This window comes from Sulfolobales archaeon (assembly GCA_038897115.1).
Lineage (GTDB): Archaea > Thermoproteota > Thermoprotei_A > Sulfolobales > AG1 > AG1.
This window is the reverse complement of sequence record JAWAXC010000001.1, coordinates 47,331-64,095: the sequence shown is the minus strand read 5'-3', so window position 1 is coordinate 64,095 and position 16,765 is coordinate 47,331. Positions and strand designations below refer to the sequence as shown.

The following is a 16,765-nucleotide window of genomic DNA, read 5'->3' as shown; positions in this document are numbered from 1 at the left end:
CATATGCCATTGAGGTATAGGCAGTCCGAGATCCACAGGAGGATCCTAGATCTTCTTGGTGTAAGTGTTAAATCTGTTAAGAATATCGATAGATGGTTATTCCTGAACAGAGGGGTTGAGGTGGAGCTCCCTCTAGTACTTAGAGTAAGGCCTGATGATGAGCTTATCTTCTCATCCAGGGTTTATCTCGAGGAGTCTCCTAGATATAGATGGATCTTCAAGGCCTCTATTAGCGGTGGAGGGGTTATAAAGGTTGATGGGAAGATCCACCAGGGTTTAGATCCGTGGCATAGCATATCATTCATATCCCATGGCGAGCACGAGATCGCGATCCAAGCTACTAGCAGAGCGCTCTTCGGCGAGAACCCATGGATATTCAGCTTCAACTACTCCCTCGCAGCCCTGGTAAACTGGAGGGGCATAAGCCTTGGTCTCGGTATGCTGGAGGCTCTAAGAGCATCGAGAATCCTTGAAGGTGATGTTAGAGATGGGATCCTTCAGACCCTCTCGAAGGCCTTAGAGCCAATAGACTATGTGCCAGGAGTAGCCCAGATAACTGCTGTAGAGATGATCTTCAGGGATCTGGGAGAACCCCTAGCAACTAGATGGGATAGAGGATACATAGCCAGCGTATATGGCCCAGGGGTTTTAAGAGGATCTCTTAGGGATATCCAGGCTATCGAGGATCAGGATTTGGATAGAGCTATAGATGAGGCTTACAAAATATTCGTAGAGGGTTTAGAGGAGCTTGCCAAGAGATATCCAAAGGAGGGAGAAATAATTGCTCTGGGCCACTGCCACATAGATCTTGCATGGCTATGGCCGTATAGCGAGACTAGGAGAAAGGTTCTAAGATCATTCTCAAATATTCTGAGGCTAGTGAGGGATGGATATAGCTTCTCATATGCTCAGAGCAGTGCTCAATACTACGCATGGGCAGAGGATTCTCAAGAGATCTTCGAAGGTATCAAGGGGCTTGTGGAAAAAGGTCTTTGGATCCCTGTTGGAGGTATGTGGTGTGAGAGCGATACAAACCTAGTTACAGGTGAGTCCCTTGCAAGGCATCTCCTCTATGGCCAGCTATATTTCCTAGAGAGGTTTGGGAGGATCTCTAGGATAGGCTGGCTACCAGATACGTTTGGCTTCTCAGCACAGCTCCCACAGATTATGAGGCTCGCAGGTATAGAGGTGTTCGTCATCCACAAGATTATGTGGAGCGATACAAATAGATTCCCATATCACCTCTTCCTATGGGAGGGTATTGATGGGAGTAAAATCCCTGTCCATGTTATTATAACAACGTATAATGGGAGCCTATCATCTGATGAGGTTAAAAGGGTTTGGGATGAGTATAGGCAGAAGGATCTAGCACCTGCTGTACACGCATTCGGCGTTGGAGACGGCGGTGGGGGGCCAAGCGTTATCATGTTGGAAAGAATAGAGTGGATCAATAGGATGCCCAGGCTACCCAGGATCTTGCATAGAGTGGGGGAGGCAGAATACATAGATCTTGTTAGAGAGGCCTCAAAAAAGGCTCCAACGTGGAAGGGGGAGCTCTATGTTGAGATCCACAGGGGTACCTATACAACTAACCACAGGATCAAGGATCTAGTGTATAGGGCTGAGGAATGCCTCAGAACAGCTGAGCTTTGGAGCACCATTGCAGCTTCAATGGGGTTGACAACATATCCCAGGGATCTGCTTAGAGGTGCTTGGGAAACCCTTTTAAGGGCTGAGTTCCACGATGTCCTCCCAGGATCTGCTAGCTATGATGCCTATCTAGAAGCCTATAAAGAGTTGGAGGATGCTCTAAAAACATGCTCCGAGATCTCTGAGAAAGCCATGGTAGCTATAGCTGGTGGAGATGGAGAAGGCTATATAGCTGTTTTCAACAGCCTACCATGGTCTAGAAGGGCTGTTATAGAGCTTCCCAGGGGATTATATAGATATGCTGAGGGATCCACGCTAGCTCACCAGGATCTAGGGGGATCTGTCCTCGTCGAGATCGAGATCCCTGCTACTGGATACGTTATACTTGAGAGAGCCGATTTAGAGCCTCCCAAGGGCGGGGATGGGGTTATAGCGTATAGGGGGGAGGAGGGCTATATCCTTGATAATGGCTTGCTCAGGGTTATGATCAGTAGGGATGGGTCTATTAGGGTCAAGGATCTAGAGCTTGGTTTTGAGATAAGTCATATCCTTAGAGCCCATAGGGATAAGCCTGGTGATTGGGATGCTTGGGATATTGAGAGGAGCTCTATAGAGGATCCAGGGATTGATCTCAAACCATCTGGAGAGCCCTCTATAGTCTATAGCGGATCTCTGAAGGCCTGCGGAAAGATCAGCTATAGTTATAAGGGGTCTGAGATCATCCAGAGGATCTGTCTATCGAGAGGGTCTAGGGTTGTTGAGATCACATCGAATATCAAGTGGATCTCGAGGGGATATCTACTTAAAGCATGGCTAAAGCCTTCATTCAGCTTCGAAGATATATTCTATGAGATACCATTTGGAGCAATTAGAAGGAGCTCCAAGCCCAGGGATAGCTGGGATATAGCTAAATTCGAGGTCCCAGCCCTTAGATGGGCTGATATATCAGATGGCTCTAAAGGCTTCGCAATGATCTCTATGACTAGGCATGGATATAGCCCTAGGGGGGATGAGGTGGGGCTAACCCTTGCGAAAACCCCTGTCTTCCCAGATCCATATAGTGGTTTGGAGGAGTTCGAGGCTAGATACTATATCTACACCCATAGAGGAGGCTATGTAGATGGTGAGGTGCCCAGAATAGCCTATGAGCTTTGGAGCTCGCCGAGGATTGTTAGAGCAGGTGGTAGGAATCCACAGGCAAGCTATATATCGCTATCCGATGGAGGAGCTATCATAGAGAGTATTAAGATCTCTGAAAAGGGAGAGGGATATGTGCTCAGAATATACAACCCATATGATAGAGATATAAAGGCGAGAATAGATCTCTGGATCCCCTTTGAAGCATACCAATGCGATCTACTAGAAAGACCCCAGGGGGAACCGATCCCAGGTAGAAAGTCCCTAGAGATCCCATTGAGACCATTCGAGATCAAAACCCTCCTGCTAAAGCCCTTGCAGAAATAGCTAGCATATCTTACAACACCCAGTCTCGATACCAGCTTTTAGGATTAGAGGTTTAACGCTAAGTATGTTTTTAATTATATGAGGCCCTCGCCCATGTACACCTTATAAACCCCAATATATCTGAGGATAGGTGGTGCATCATATGAGGCTAGCAATTTCTATTTTGATATTAATAGCACTCCTGATTCAATATATACAAGTGGGGTTTGAAGCCTATGCAGAACCTCTATATAGTATCGAGGTCTATGGAGCTGTGGTTAGAGTTATCGATGGGGATACCCTGGATCTCAGGGTTCTGGCTGTCTATAAAGATAAATATATATCTTTCAATGGCTCCACGATAAGGGTTAGACTTGCAGATATCAACGCTCCAGAACTTAGCACTCCTGAGGGTGAGGAGGCTAAGAAGGCTCTCAGCTCTTTAGTTTCTGGAAAGAATATCTATCTCGATATAGATGACCTCTATATCTATGATCGATATGGTAGGGTGGTTGCAATAGCATATCTACCGATTAACTCCACACATCTACTCAACATAAACCTCTGGCTGGTGTTAAACGGCTATGCAAAGATAGTTGACTATCCAAATGAGTTTAGCCCTAGCGGGTGGAGCCTCTACATAGTACTTAACCAAACCGCAACAGCTATAACAATAACCCCACAAGAGATCACCACTATAGCGATGCCAATAACTATCTATACAACTGTAGAGAAGATCTCAACAGAAACTATAACGATAAAGCCCCAAAACATAACCCTATATAGAACACTTCATAACACTTTAATAAAGACGGCAGATCAGATATCCGAGAAAACAGTAATAATTACAAGGATAGATACATTCACCAAGACTATATCAAACCTCGACATAGGTTCTCTTGCCGCAGCTATCCTTATATCCCTCGCTATAGGCTTCGTAATAGGATATATTGCCTTAGGATCTATGAGGCGTGGCTAAGATTATAATACCCTCATACCAGGCTTTAATCTAAGCTTCTCACGAATCTCCTTCGAAATAAATAACTCCCCTTTCGAACTAACTCGGCTTACTATAGACATATCTGATTTACTAGATAATATATTTCCCTCTAAGATGATGGCTATATTAACTTCGAGGCAAACTTACAACTACCCCCTACATCAGAATGATTAATAAAACGTCTGACCTCTTCCCCACCCTGAAATGTAAGGCTTACAGTTGTGATGTAGTGGTTTAATAATTATCTTACTAAGAAGAGGATTAAACAGGAACTAGTAATATGGATTAAGATCTAAAATTCCCTTATTATACTGATAAAAATAAGAGGTAAGAAGAGCTAGCAATAGAAATCCAAAGATCTTCTTGGAAAACTTTTTAACCATAGCTAAATTATCTTTCTTTGGTGACGAAACCTCCTCTCAACCGAGGGATGAGGAAGCTGACCTGCACCGATCATTGAATTTAGAATCAATATCTATAAATCTATGAAATCTCCCTTAACTTTATCGCTGGTATAGATCAGCACAGGCTGGCCTCCCCATCGCTCGGCGAAGAGATAGGCTCATCATCTAAGGATAATTAACGTTATGCGATATTTTAAAATTAGTAGCATGATCGTGGTTCCCCTAGCTAGATATATAATCGATAGGTTGTTAGCTGATCAGTTGTTTTTCTCGACCTAGATTGGCATCTTCCTTGTTAGTCTCGAGGGTTCTTTAAATAGTTTCTTACCCTCTATATCCTTGGATGATGTGAGTCATGCCCACTGATGCGTGATGATCTTATGGGGTAGCTGAAGCTTGTTTATGATGTTTTAAGGTTGTTTTAGTCTTTTCAAGGCTATTAGATATGATGATTTGTTTCCATAGACTCCAAAGCTAGTAGGTATAATGCGATCCTGGGTTTCCAAGACCCATGATTAACCGCCGTGAGGGGGCCTGAGGTGGCAGAAACGATCACTCTTGGATGAGCGGTAGCTGTGACTTCTATGGATTTAGTCTTTAACATCTAAGTTGGCTTAGGGTCTGAAATCTTATTTGCTTCATATAGATATTAGCATTAGATGCTCTGATGGGTAGTCCCTCGGCTAGGAGGGTCTTGGTTATATCTAGGTATGAGATTAGAAGGGCTCTTGCTAGGAGGAAGGTTTTGGCTGGGGTTATACTGGTTGTCCTGGTTCAGATCCTAGGTATATATGGCTATAGCGAGATCAATAGGGTTGCTTCTATGAGAAACCTTCCTGTGAAACCTGATCTCGGTTTGGCCTGGCTATTCACATATTTCCTCCCATCATATTTAATGTCCGGTCTAGCTTCTCTCATAGCTTCTGGATCCTTCTCCGAGGAATTCGAGGGGGGAACCTCTGAAACCCTTTTCACGAAACCCGCTACGAGGCTTGAGATATTTCTGGGAAAGATATTGGGTGGATATATCCTCCAAGCCCTCTTCACAATACTCATGCTAACCCTATCAATATCTCTATCCACATTTGTTTTCGGCCCACAGCTATATATAGATATGGCCCCAGCCATCCTTATAGCTAATATATATTCAAACACCATCTTCTTCTCTCTAGGACTCGCCCTCAGCTCGTTAACAAGGAACACCCTTATAGCCACGGCAGTCCCGATCTCCATGCTAGCTTTTCTACCATTCATAAGCGGCCTCCTAATATTCCTCGAAAGAAGCTTCGGAGGAGGCTACTCAATAATTGCAAGGCTCTTACCAACATGGGGGGCTACTATGCATGCATATATAATACCCACCGAGATCCTCCAGAGAGCCTTCCTCCTAACACCGCTATTAATGAGCCTATATGGAGACCCCCTAGCAGCATCCCTCTCAGTAGCAGGCTACTCAACGCTCTTCATATCGCTAGCAGCATATAGAATACTCTATAGCGATATACCCAAGAAATAGCTATATAGCTAGCCCTGAGAAACCCATCAACTAGATTAACCGTTAACTCAGAAGAGCCTAAACCATATAATCATCCTAGAAGTTTTGAAACACCTTTGCCACAATAACAACAGAGTAGATCCGTCAACAAACATCTACACCTCCTGATAAACGGCTTATTTGTTTTGACGCTAGTATTTATATATAGTTTTTATGCCAGCTATATGCTCGGAGATATTGTTGGTTCATAGAGTTCTCCTAACAATAGGCTTCATATTCTCATTTTTAACCGATATTTCCATGGCTACCCTGATATACCCGGCTCTCTTTACATATCCTGTTGGTATTCTCTTAAGAGGGTTTGGATGGATCTTCCTCGGTAGAAGGGTTAGCGCTTTCTACTATCTCACAGGGTTTCTCGTGCTCATATTCGGAGCTCTTCTCTATCTCTCAGTGGTTTATCAGCCTATGAGAGATTCTCAGCTGGGCAGGATGTTCCCACTATACTGGATCATATATTCGGTCTTCGAGCTCCTCTCATATATATCCCTTGGGAGGCTTAGTAGCTCGTTCTATGCATCGTGTATAAGCATCCTGGGCATAGCTATAGTTGCATATATGATGATATCCCAGACAATACCTGGATACTTGACAACCGAGCACCCGGCATCGTCGCCCGCGATCCTAGCCCTTTTCGCCACCCTTTCAGTATCCTCTCTCATGGCAGCAATATCCTCCCCAAGGCTTAAGCTAGATAGCATCTATATGGGATGGTAGGTGATTCAAGGATCAACATCTGTTAAGGGATCAATACTTTCCAGATCCCTGGTCTATATATTCTTTAACCTCTATCTCGCATTCCCCCCTACCTACTAGGATCTCTAGAACCTCCTCCGAGATCAGGGGTTTACCGTTAACAACTGGATATGCATATGGAAGCTCTATCTCATGCTCTATAGAGCCTATCTTCCTCCTTATTATAAGCCCAAGCGCTATCGGGATCTCCCTAACCCTCCTCCCCCTAATAACCTCTAGAGCTATATATACACTTGCATCTATTGGGAACTGGTGCTTTCCAATGTTCCTCTTAGCCGCCTCTGGGTATCGATCTGATAATAGCTTTTTAGTCCTCCCCATAGGTGGGTGGGCACCCAGTATCCCTCCTATTACTATTGCTTCGAAGCCAACTAGATCCTCTGGCTCTAGAATCTGGGGAGCCTGGGGATCTAGTATGATGGCTTTTGAAGGGTTAACAAGCTCGTGGAACCTTTTCCTCGTACTTGGAAGACCCGGGATCTCGATCCCTGTTATAGTTAGGAGATCCCCGGCTATTCTATAGCTATTCCTATACTCAGCCAGCACCCATCTGCCTAGGCTCTCCTCGAGATGCTCTATATATATTCTAACCATTCTAGCTAACCTGCGGCGCTAGGTAGAAGGTTGCTGTACCACCTATAGCTAGTGGGAAGATCATTTTAAGGGGTGCGTCGTTTGAGAAGCTTAGCTGGAGCTGGGAGGCTAGTTTTGCGAGGGAGAGCGCCTTTTCTATATACTCTACCTCGTAGGAGCAGCTTGATGGCTTAGATAGTTTAAGATCTATTAAAGATCCCGAGGATCTCGATAGCCTTGCAAGCCCTCTTCTAGTAGATGCCTCCATAATCTGGAGAACCTCCTCATCCTCAGCCTTGAAAAGGGCATAGGATCCTATCGAGGATATATCCTTCACAGCAACCTTAAAAGGATCTATACCGACTATAGCCTCAACATCATATTGAACATCTATATTAGGGATCTCCCTAGGTATCTCGATGCTTCTAAACTTATACCTCCTAGTTGGGAGACCCTCCACAATAACCTCTACAAACTCCCCATCACTCACAAGAACATATTTATCAGTCTTCTTAGCAGCTTCGACAGTGAGCTCTAAGCTCTGCATAGAAACACCTATAGAGAGCTCCTTCTCAACCCTGAGCTCGAGAAAAGCACTAGCAGGGATCTCCATAAGGAGCATAGAAACCCTAGCAGGATCTAGAGCGGCTAGCTTGAAACCCCCAGAATCTATGGTTATCAACACCTCATCAACAAGCCCCTTAAGAGTCTTAACAATCGTAGATGGAACCTTAACATCGGCAAAAGCTATTGATACAACCGGAGAAATCGTAGCGTAGGAGGACAACACCACCCCCAAGAAATAGGAGCAACACGCATTAAAAACACAAAGAAACATATAGCTAGCAAGATATTTCAGGATATAGGGTCTATGAGCCATCCATGCCCGACGCCTAGGGCGATGAGGGGTCAGCTTCTCCAGCTTCTTATTAGAGCCTAGCCTCTGGTAAACCCTAAAATCGATATAGAGCTTAAATAGTAGACAGAGACGATAGCGGCGAAAGCTAGTTTTCCATCTCACATTGATCATTTGTGTCGAGGCGCTCGTTAAGCTCGAGCACCCTCTTCGAGCTCCCTAAAATCCTTCCAGATGATTTTCCAAGTATACCCTCATATTTCTTAATCAGTTACCCCTATTCCGCATATCACAGAACCCCGGGCTTTAGATCAACAGCTTTTACACGCTCTAGCTTTTCGCCATCCCTATCCTTAGATGTCCAAGGTTTTAATTATAGGATCTTTTTTCCCATTGGCTTAGCTCTCTAACCGCAGCAATTCTCTGAATATACTGGGGAGACATTATGCCTCCTAAATAGATCCTTCGAGAGAATCGTTAGATAATTATAAATATATTTTGGTTTTAACTATCATGGGTTCAAGGGAGATGGTCTTTATTAGAGAGACCATGTTAATTGTTTTGTCAATTGTCTTGATGTTTCTGATAATAACGTCCCTAGGGTCTGTAGCATCTCTTATAGATCCCTATACAGGTGTTTGGAGAGAGATTGGGAGAGGCGATTTCAGAGGCTCTATAGAGATCAGGGTTGATGGTGTTGGGAATAAGGTTACTGTGGTTTTTGATGAGCATATGGTTCCCCATATTTTTGCTGATAGTTATAGGGATGCCGCTTTTGCCCTCGGATATGTTCATGCGTATCACAGGCTTTGGCAGATGGATATACAGAGAAGGCTTGCTGAGGGAAGATTATCCGAGATCCTCGGCAACTCTACTCTGAAACAGGATATCTATATGAGGATAGTGGGGCTCTACAGATCCGCTGTGAATACAACTGAGTGGATTAGAAGAACATATCCAGAGGTCTACTCTATTCTCTATGCATATTCCGCAGGGGTTAATAGGGCTATAGAGGAGATGAGGAGCAACAATAAACTGCCCCTTATGTTCAAGCTATTAGGATATGAGCCAGAGCCATGGAGGCCTGAGGATAGCATTGCATGGGCTAAGTATATGGCTTGGAGCCTCACAGACTTCTTTGAACCCCTTAGACTAACATACCTAGCTATGAAGCTCGGGTCTAGAGATACTAACACCCTTTTTCCAGTAGATCCCTATTATAGTGATAACATAACCGTGATCCCAGGGGATGGAAGCATAGGCAATACAAGGATCAATATAGATCCCAGCTATCTCAGGAGCCTAGACTGGTTCTCTCCATGGGCAACAGGCATAGATCTCGGTGATAATGCTCTCGCACAGCAGATTTTAGATGCGATAGAATCGATCCTAGATCTCAGCGGTGAAAAACCCCGAGAGATAGGTAGCAATAACTGGGTTGTGGGACCATCTAGATCAGCTACTGGTGGGGCCATGCTAGCAGATGACCCCCATCTATCCCTCAACATACCGGCTATATGGTATGAGGCCCATATAAAAACCCCTGAGGCGAATGTCAGGGGTGTGACGCTCCCAGGGATACCCTTTATAATCATAGGGTTCAACGAATATGTTGCGTGGGGTCTAACCAATACCCAGATAGGTGTTATGGATTTCTATTTGGAGAAGATAGTAGGCGATAAATACCTCTACAAGGGGGAGTGGAGGCCTCTAAAGATCGTTGAAGAGTCTATAAGGGTTAGGGGCTATGGGGTCTACCTGCTGAAGGTGAATATAACCGCTAACGGCCCTATAATAAGCACTAGAGGAGCCCCAATATCCTTTAGATGGGTCGGCAATGCAGGGTATATGAACGACGATAGCGGGGTTACTAGAGAGGCCATAGCTATATATCTTGTTAACAAGGCAAGAGGGTATGAGGATCTAGTCAATGCCCTGAGATACTGGGATGTGCCCTCACAGAACTGGGCATTCATAGATATCAGGAATAACTATGGTATCGTGATACCAGGTCTCTTCCCATATAGATCTGTATCTGTGAGGCTTCCCAATGGAGATGTGGTGAAGGTCATAGGATCTAGATCTATATTGAATGGGAGTGGGGGGTATGAGTGGGAGGGCTATGTCCCCTATGAACTGATACCAAGGACAATTAACCCAGAAAGAGGGTGGGCTGCAGCGCCTAACCAGAGGAGTGTGGGGCCATTTTACCCATATTTCATCTTAGGAGGCTGGTGGGATCCTGGTGCTAGGGCACAGAGGATATACCAGCTTCTATCCAGTAAAGATAGACACTCCGTTGAGGATATGATGCGATATCAAGCAGATATATATCTATGGTATGCTGCATCCTCACTACCTGTGTTGCTTAAAGCTGTTGAGGGGTATAAAGATCTAGATCCTCTTGAGGCTAAAGCCCTCGAGATCCTCAGATCATGGGATTATAGAATGGATAAGGATCTAGTAGCACCAACTATATGGTGGGCCTGGTTCTCCTCCTTATATGATGAGGTATTCTCAAAGATATACTTGGATCATGGGATCAGGCTAAGGCTATACCCGAGCGAGGACACATTGCTATGGCTGATCCATAGCATGCCCAGCTCAAAATGGTTTGGAGGTAGCCTAGGCGATGCTGCTAGAAAAGCCCTTTCAAAAGCGATAAGCATCCTTAGAGCATCCTATGGCGATGATATAAACACCTGGGTGTGGGGGAGGATTCACATGCTATATATAGCCCATCCAAGCGGGCTCAAACCCCTATCCATAGGGCCTGTGCCAGAGGATGGCGGATCTGCAACTCTGATGAACGCCCCGATACCCTATGATCTAAAGAGTCTTGGGAGGACCTATGTTAGAACAGGCCCTAGCTGGAGGATCGTGGCCTATGTAGAGGGAGGATCTATAAAGGCCTACGGCATATACCCAGGAGGCCAGAGCGAGAACCCATTCAGCGACTACTATAAAAGCTTCTTCAACACATGGTATAGATATGAATATCGCCAGCTGGATCTCCCAGAAACGCCCCAAACCGTTGGAGGCATAGTAGCTATGATCATAGTGATGCCTAGCAGGTGATCAGAATGGGATTGGTTAGAGACAATATATATCCCATCATATCAGGCATCATTGTAGGCGCTGCAGGAGGAGCCTTAGGGCTTAACTGGCTATGGATATCGATCCTCATCGCAATACCCCAAGCGCTTCTATCACCTAGCAAAACCTGGTTAGGAGTCATCAATAACCTAGTTGCATCATCAGCAATATTTATAACCCCTATAATAGCGAGCATCACCACAGATCCAAAAGCAATCAATATGCTAGACACCTTCGCATCAATAGCAGGGATCAGCTGGATAACATTAATAGCGATATCAATCACAGCATATATAGCAACATCTCTTCTAACCTATATAGCAACGACATACATAAAGAAAATCATATTAGAAATATATGCAAGGGAAAAAAGCTAGAGAAACAGTGGAATGCAATAATTGAAGCATCATGAGGACTAAAGATCTATATAACTATTTTGAAAAACATTTATGCTGAATCCTCTAGGGCAGTATTCCTAGCCTTGTTATCATTGCTAGTGCTATCTGTGTTATGAGAGTTGCTACAACAGATCCTGCTAGTATTATCGATATCTTTGCAACAAAATCTATCCTCTTATCAAGATCCTCGATCCTCTTGGTAAGACTGTTGTTTATATCTTCTATTCTTTTTATCATCTGCTCTAGAGATCCCTCTACCTTTGTAACTCTCTCAGCTAGAGAGGCTACCATAGAATCCAAACCCTTAATCTACGTTCTAAGCGATTCAACCTTCTTATCAACATCACCCCTAAGATCATCTATATCCTTTCTAGTAGCTACATCCCTTAGAACAGCACCTATAATCGCTAGCCTCGCATCTGAATCAGTGAGGATCGCTGCTGCAAGCCTCCTCCTAACAGAAGGATCACTCTCAACAGCAGAAATAAAATCCTCAACAGAGCTCAGAAAACCACCCAAGAAGATATGCCATGGGGATAATTAATGTTATAGCTAAAATATTCTGGCTATGGGTTTTACCAGGTTCTTTGAGTAGATAGCTCTCGCCATTCCCTTGGTGTTGTAGTAGGCCGCGTAACTCTCATCGGAGGTCAGTATTATGACGCCTGCTGTGTTGACTCCGAAGAGATCCTCTAGCTCTTTGAAGCTCTCTTCAACGGCTCTCGCAATGTCTCTGAGGTATCTGTAGTGAAGCCCTATCGATCTGCATAGCGATATAGTCATAATTGTCTCCCCAATACCTGTTGCTGAGCAAGCAATATTCCTATCAGCATAGAACCCCGCTCCAGGTATTGGTGAGTCTCCTATCCTACCGCTTATCTTCAGCCAGATCCCACCTGTGCTGGTTGCCGCGGCTAAGCCACCCTTTTTATCGATTGCAACAGCCCCTACAGTATCTCCAATTACCAGGCCTAGCCTCTTTACTAAATCATTATTCTTTTTATAGAAAGGAGGTGGGGCATTCCTAGAGAGCATTTCTCTATATCTCTTAACAACATCTATATTAACCACCCTGTTTTCTAAACCAAATAATCTGGCGAGGAGATCAGCTCCTGAACCCCCTATCAAGACATGATCTGTTTTCTCCATAACAATCCTAGCAAGCCTAACAGGGTTCCTCACCCTCTCAACGATAGCCACAGCACCCGCCCTCATATCGATACCATTCATTATACCCGCATCCATCTGGGCAACCCCCTCGATATTCAAGCTACTCCCATAACCAGCATTGAATAACCCAGAATCCTCCAGCCTTGAAACAGCATATTCAACAGCATCTAAAGCACTATAATCCCTCTCCAAGAGATCTAGCGTTTCCCTTGCAAGATCCCCTAGAAAACCCTCCACCTTCACCCTAGTAGACTCATCAACATCCCAATTACCAGCTCCCCCATGCAACGCAATAGCAGGCCTACCCACTTTAAGAACCTCTAACCTGCCACTAGGCAAGCAGAGCACCAGAGAACTATGGTGAGAATGCCTAAATAATTTTAGAGGCTAGCTTCTGCCACCTCATATTAATAACTATATCTCTAGCTACAGCCCTTTCAAATTTATAGCCCCCCTTTCACATACTTTGGGCGAGGATGATGAAGAGCAGCTTCAGAGCCATCGCTAGAAGGCTACTTGGTAGGAGAGGCACTTTCATGCTGAGGAATACGATCTCCACATTAGCTTTCTATATAGGGGTTAGAGATGATCCTAGGAAGAGACCCCAAGGTATATCAGCCATGGTTGCTGTCTATAATGAGGAGGACTGGATCGAGCCTTCCCTCCTATCTATAAAGGATTTAGTCGATGAATATATAATCATAGATTCCAGCAACGATAACACCCCGAATATTATAAAGAGGGTAAGAGAAGAGCATGGACTTAATATAAAGTACCAGTGGATTCCCCCAGGAGATCTTGCCCATATTAGAAACATGATCCTGGCTAAGGCTAGCTATAGATGGATCCTACACTGGGATGGAGACTTCATTATGAAGGAGGACTCTGTGGGCTTCATCAGATCCCTCATAGAGAAGCTGGATCCTAGAAAACACTATCTAATCTACTGGCCCTGGGTTACACTGTGTGGTGATATCTACCACACATGTGGTGAAAAACCCTATCACATAGAACACTGGCTCTTCACAGCCTCTAAAGAACTGAGATATAGAAATGTCTATGTAGATGGTAAGCCATTTGACTCCCTTATAGCCCCAATATGGCTCTATAGAGCAATCTATATCGATAAGATCATGGGGTATCATATGCCAACCGTTAAGAGGCCCATAAGAATAGCTCTTAAAACCCTTTGGTTTAGATATAGGTCTGAGTTCTACGATGCTGCTAAAAAAGGGATTTCCTTCGAGGATTTCGCCTCTATGAAGGCTAGGGAGGTCTATGGCACAGGGGATCTTGAGGAGGTTGGATGTAGAATTATTAGGGAGATGGTTGAGAAGCTCCCAAGATATGATCCTATAAAATATGGCGATCTACCTAATATTATTAAGAGGCATTGGGAGAAAAGCGGAGCTCGAAAGTGCATCGATAATTAACACAGCTAGGTTATATCAAGAATTAAATATTAGTTATTATATTGAAGAAGCTTAATCCCAGGGATGTTGATCCTTATAAGGGCTATATATTCTAAATCTATGTAGCTCTTGCTCTACTATAGAGGAGGCCTTGGATAAGCTTAGATCGTATGTCTCTTCATAACAGCTCTAATTGGTCTTAGCTCTCGCTTAAATGGATCCAATATTAAACCGAAGATCTCAAGCGTCACCACACCCAGCAGATTTTCATCCTCGCCCTCACCAAGTACTACAGGAGTATGTCTCTCACCAAAACCTGGTAACTCGAGTAGAACCTCAGAAATATGTCTACGGATAACAGTGCCATCGGCAAGAATAAACTCCATCTCATCCATAGGCTTTAAACCGAGATCCTCCCATATAGATCTCGTTAACACAGTATATGTTGCCCCAGAATCTACTAGAAACCTCACCTTCACAGCCTTACCTCTATGCTTAACAATACCATCTATATAGACTAAACCCATATACCGTGCCTCCTCATCCCTCTCAATATGTGATTAGAGTTAGCTGATAAATATTATTTTTAATATTATAGCCTTTACATGAAAGCATTTTCCCCTTAAAAGACCGGCTTCTCCCCCCGCACTAAAGGGGCAAGGTTTTTTAGATGTAATAGCCTCATCACGGATCTGAGGTTCTTATCCCTCTCCGGGTGGGCAAGGTTAGAGCTCTTCTAATATTTTGTCGCATTTATACCAACATAGTTTTCTAGCTAGGAGGGCTACCTCTCCTATTATGATCACTGCGGGGTTTTTGAACCCGTGTTTCTCTATTTCTCTCTGCATTTTCTCTAGACTTGTTATAAGGATCCTCTGATCTTCTGTGGTTCCGTTTTCGATCACGGCTACAGGTGTTTTAGGTGGTAGCCCTCCCTCTATTAGTTCTCTCGATATTTCTCCTGCTCTCGAGATCCCCATGAGGATTACTATAGTGTCGACGACTCTAGCCATGGCCTTAAGATCTACCCTCTTCTCCCCCTTATCCTCTGCCTCCCTACCTGTTGTGATCGCTACTGATGATGATATCCTTCTATGTGTTATAGGTATCCCAGCATATGCTGGCACAGCATATATCGAGGATACCCCTGGAACCACTTCATAGCATACCCCTGCCTCTTTCAGAGCCTCCATCTCCTCTCCTCCTCTCCCAAATACTATTGGATCTCCCCCCTTCAGCCTAACAACTATCTTACCCTCCATAGCCTTTTCAACCATGATCCTGTTGATCTCATCCTGGCTATAGCTATGGTGCCCAGGCTCCTTCCCAACATATATGATCTCAGCCCCCTGCCTCGCATACCCCAGGATCTCCTTCGGAACTAATCTATCCACGAGGATAACATCTGCCCTCGAGATAGCCTCTAAACCCTTGAGGGTGAGGAGCCCTGGATCTCCTGGGCCTGCGCCGACTAGATATACCTTCCCAGGCGATCTGCACCCTAGATCCTCTCTATATTCAATCTCCATCCAGATCCCCCTGACCGCTGGAGACCCTCTCCCACTCTCTCACAAGCTCCAAACCCCCTAGAGCCTCGAACTCCCTCATAACCTTCTCAACAATATCCCCAGCCTTCAGGCTATCGTAGAACCTATCTATATATATTCTATGGGTATAGTCCGGCGATACAAGGGATGCTATAACCCTCACAGACGATCCAACAGCTATTGCTGTAACCCCAATGGGGGCTCTACAGCCAACTCCTAGGAGGGATATGAAGCCCCTCTCCACAGAGGCTTCGAGCCTTGAAACGGGATCATCTATGAGGGACGCGATCTTAGAGGCTGTTGAGCCGGTTCTAGCAACCACGGCTAATGCGCCCTGCCCAGCCTGGGGAGTGATCACACTTGGATCTAGCGGGGTGTACTCCTCAAAACCAAGCCTCTGAAGCCCAGCCTCGGCTAATATAGCTATATCTACATCAACACCAACCTTCCTTATCCTAGTATCAACATTACCCCTGATCCTCCTAACCCTTAGATCCCTCCTATGGTAGAGGATATGGGATATTCTCCTCATACTGCTAGTCCCTATTATAGAGCCGCTGGGGATCTCCCTAAGAGATCTATATGATCCAGGTATAATCGCATCCCTCCTAGATGCTCTCCTAGGGATCGCAGTTATCTCCAGCCCCTCAGGGATCTTTGTTGGATAGTCCTTGAGGGAGTGCACAGCAAGATCTATGTTCCCCCTGATAAGCTCTAGATCTATCTCTTTTGTGAAGATCCCGGGCTCTGCTATTCTCCTAGGCGAGCCCTCAGCATCCCCCCTGGTTCTGATCTTCACAAGCTCGAACTCAACACCACTATATACCCTTTTAATGGCATCTACAACCTCTAGCGTTTGTTTAACCGCAAGGCTACTCCCCCTAGTACCTATCCTCAGAAGCATG

Annotated in this window: 15 protein-coding genes; 7 read left to right on the top strand and 8 right to left on the bottom strand. The window is 44.8% G+C overall.

The genetic code is table 11. From position 1 onward, the window contains the following. Positions 1-3 precede the first annotated feature (3 nt). The 4 genes from QXE01_00320 to QXE01_00305 all read left to right on the top strand — a co-directional run bounded on the left by QXE01_00320 (position 4) and on the right by QXE01_00305 (position 6,769). Positions 4-3,114, top strand: coding sequence for a glycoside hydrolase family 38 C-terminal domain-containing protein (locus QXE01_00320; GenBank protein MEM4969677.1), 3,111 nt, complete (start codon positions 4-6; stop codon positions 3,112-3,114). A gap of 142 nt (positions 3,115-3,256) precedes the next feature. Continuing rightward, positions 3,257-4,072, top strand: coding sequence for a thermonuclease family protein (locus tag QXE01_00315; GenBank protein MEM4969676.1), 816 nt, complete (start codon positions 3,257-3,259; stop codon positions 4,070-4,072). A gap of 1,092 nt (positions 4,073-5,164) precedes the next feature. Beyond that, complete coding sequence (locus QXE01_00310; GenBank protein ID MEM4969675.1) at positions 5,165-6,013, top strand: ABC transporter permease; 849 nt, start codon at positions 5,165-5,167, stop codon at positions 6,011-6,013. A 219-nt stretch (positions 6,014-6,232) separates the two neighbouring features. Next, complete coding sequence (locus QXE01_00305; protein MEM4969674.1) at positions 6,233-6,769, top strand: hypothetical protein; 537 nt, start codon at positions 6,233-6,235, stop codon at positions 6,767-6,769. A 30-nt stretch (positions 6,770-6,799) separates the two neighbouring features. Here the strand turns inward: QXE01_00305 and QXE01_00300 are convergent, their stop codons facing one another. Both QXE01_00300 and QXE01_00295 read right to left on the bottom strand, forming a co-directional pair. After that, positions 6,800-7,402, bottom strand: a complete 603-nt coding sequence (locus QXE01_00300; protein MEM4969673.1) for a hypothetical protein — start codon at positions 7,400-7,402, stop codon at positions 6,800-6,802. Between the two features lies 1 nt (position 7,403). Continuing rightward, entirely contained in the window at positions 7,404-8,168 is a 765-nt protein-coding gene (locus QXE01_00295) for a hypothetical protein (GenBank protein ID MEM4969672.1), read from the bottom strand. A gap of 582 nt (positions 8,169-8,750) precedes the next feature. Here QXE01_00295 and QXE01_00290 point away from each other — a divergent pair. After that, positions 8,751-11,315: a penicillin acylase family protein gene (locus QXE01_00290; GenBank protein ID MEM4969671.1), complete on the top strand. Its 2,565-nt coding sequence runs from the start codon at positions 8,751-8,753 to the stop codon at positions 11,313-11,315. A gap of 5 nt (positions 11,316-11,320) precedes the next feature. Next, the gene (locus tag QXE01_00285; GenBank protein ID MEM4969670.1) at positions 11,321-11,710 is read left to right on the top strand and encodes a hypothetical protein; all 390 of its coding nucleotides are present in this window, start codon (positions 11,321-11,323) and stop codon (positions 11,708-11,710) included. Positions 11,711-11,794: 84 nt separating this feature from the next. Here the strand turns inward: QXE01_00285 and QXE01_00280 are convergent, their stop codons facing one another. Genes QXE01_00280 through QXE01_00270 form a run of 3 tightly spaced genes read right to left on the bottom strand, consistent with a single transcriptional unit; the run spans position 11,795 to position 13,240 of the window. Continuing rightward, positions 11,795-12,022: a hypothetical protein gene (locus QXE01_00280; GenBank protein MEM4969669.1), complete on the bottom strand. Its 228-nt coding sequence runs from the start codon at positions 12,020-12,022 to the stop codon at positions 11,795-11,797. Positions 12,023-12,040: 18 nt separating this feature from the next. Then, positions 12,041-12,250, bottom strand: coding sequence for a hypothetical protein (locus QXE01_00275; protein MEM4969668.1), 210 nt, complete (start codon positions 12,248-12,250; stop codon positions 12,041-12,043). A gap of 33 nt (positions 12,251-12,283) precedes the next feature. Further along, complete coding sequence (locus tag QXE01_00270) at positions 12,284-13,240, bottom strand: isoaspartyl peptidase/L-asparaginase (GenBank protein MEM4969667.1); 957 nt, start codon at positions 13,238-13,240, stop codon at positions 12,284-12,286. 137 nt (positions 13,241-13,377) lie between these two features. Between QXE01_00270 and QXE01_00265 the strand changes: the two genes are divergently transcribed. Next, a complete protein-coding gene (locus QXE01_00265) occupies positions 13,378-14,334 on the top strand; it encodes a glycosyltransferase (GenBank protein ID MEM4969666.1) in 957 nt (318 codons plus the stop codon). Between the two features lie 140 nt (positions 14,335-14,474). Here QXE01_00265 and QXE01_00260 read toward each other — a convergent pair whose 3' ends face one another. The 3 genes from QXE01_00260 to hemC all read right to left on the bottom strand — a co-directional run bounded on the left by QXE01_00260 (position 14,475) and on the right by hemC (position 16,764). Continuing rightward, positions 14,475-14,840: an aspartyl protease family protein gene (locus tag QXE01_00260; GenBank protein ID MEM4969665.1), complete on the bottom strand. Its 366-nt coding sequence runs from the start codon at positions 14,838-14,840 to the stop codon at positions 14,475-14,477. 198 nt (positions 14,841-15,038) lie between these two features. Then, positions 15,039-15,842 carry a uroporphyrinogen-III C-methyltransferase gene (cobA, locus tag QXE01_00255; protein MEM4969664.1) on the bottom strand — a complete coding sequence of 268 codons (804 nt, stop codon included), beginning with the start codon at positions 15,840-15,842 and terminating at the stop codon, positions 15,039-15,041. Beyond that, positions 15,832-16,764: a hydroxymethylbilane synthase gene (gene hemC / locus QXE01_00250; protein ID MEM4969663.1), complete on the bottom strand. Its 933-nt coding sequence runs from the start codon at positions 16,762-16,764 to the stop codon at positions 15,832-15,834. The genes cobA and hemC overlap by 11 nt, the downstream gene beginning before the upstream one ends. Between the last annotated feature and the right edge of the window lies 1 nt (position 16,765).

What these genes read in the sequence shown, in the direction of transcription:
- QXE01_00320 (MEM4969677.1), top strand. Translation starts at nt 4, where the DNA reads ATGCCATTGAGGTATAGGCAGTCCGAGATCCACAGGAGGATCCTAGAT.
- QXE01_00315 (MEM4969676.1), top strand. Translation starts at nt 3,257, where the DNA reads ATGAGGCTAGCAATTTCTATTTTGATATTAATAGCACTCCTGATTCAA.
- QXE01_00310 (MEM4969675.1), top strand. Translation starts at nt 5,165, where the DNA reads ATGGGTAGTCCCTCGGCTAGGAGGGTCTTGGTTATATCTAGGTATGAG.
- QXE01_00300 (MEM4969673.1), bottom strand. Translation starts at nt 7,402, where the DNA reads ATGGTTAGAATATATATAGAGCATCTCGAGGAGAGCCTAGGCAGATGG.
- QXE01_00290 (MEM4969671.1), top strand. Translation starts at nt 8,751, where the DNA reads ATGGGTTCAAGGGAGATGGTCTTTATTAGAGAGACCATGTTAATTGTT.
- QXE01_00285 (MEM4969670.1), top strand. Translation starts at nt 11,321, where the DNA reads ATGGGATTGGTTAGAGACAATATATATCCCATCATATCAGGCATCATT.
- QXE01_00280 (MEM4969669.1), bottom strand. Translation starts at nt 12,022, where the DNA reads ATGGTAGCCTCTCTAGCTGAGAGAGTTACAAAGGTAGAGGGATCTCTA.
- QXE01_00265 (MEM4969666.1), top strand. Translation starts at nt 13,378, where the DNA reads ATGATGAAGAGCAGCTTCAGAGCCATCGCTAGAAGGCTACTTGGTAGG.
- QXE01_00260 (MEM4969665.1), bottom strand. Translation starts at nt 14,840, where the DNA reads ATGGGTTTAGTCTATATAGATGGTATTGTTAAGCATAGAGGTAAGGCT.
- cobA (MEM4969664.1), bottom strand. Translation starts at nt 15,842, where the DNA reads ATGGAGATTGAATATAGAGAGGATCTAGGGTGCAGATCGCCTGGGAAG.
- hemC (MEM4969663.1), bottom strand. Translation starts at nt 16,764, where the DNA reads ATGCTTCTGAGGATAGGTACTAGGGGGAGTAGCCTTGCGGTTAAACAA.